General features: G+C 64.8%; 1 protein-coding gene. It reads right to left on the reverse strand.

The features are described 5' to 3' along the window. Positions 1 to 100: 100 nt before the first annotated feature. On the reverse strand, positions 101 to 256 hold a 156-nt coding region (locus QSV46_RS40270; protein ID WP_314964232.1), incomplete at its 5' end, for a 30S ribosomal protein S17.

The following is a 256-nucleotide window of genomic DNA, read 5'->3' on the forward strand; positions in this document are numbered from 1 at the left end:
GGATCATGGTTTGCTCCCGACCTTTGGGGACCGGTTGCAGTCCCGGCCCCAGGGTTTCGCTAAATCACAAGCGGGCCGCATGGCCCGCCGCGGGTTCGGTTCAGGCCTCGGCGGCCTGGGTCACGGCGTCGTCCGTCAGGACGGTCCAGCGCTTGGTCTTGGACATGGGCGCGCATTCGATGATGCGGACCGAGTCGCCGACCTTGAATTGGTTCAGCGCGTCATGCGCACGGTACTTCTTGGACGAGCGCACGAT

The sequence above is a fragment of the Bradyrhizobium cosmicum genome (genome assembly GCF_032290525.1).
GTDB classification, from domain to species: domain Bacteria; phylum Pseudomonadota; class Alphaproteobacteria; order Rhizobiales; family Xanthobacteraceae; genus Bradyrhizobium; species Bradyrhizobium cosmicum_A.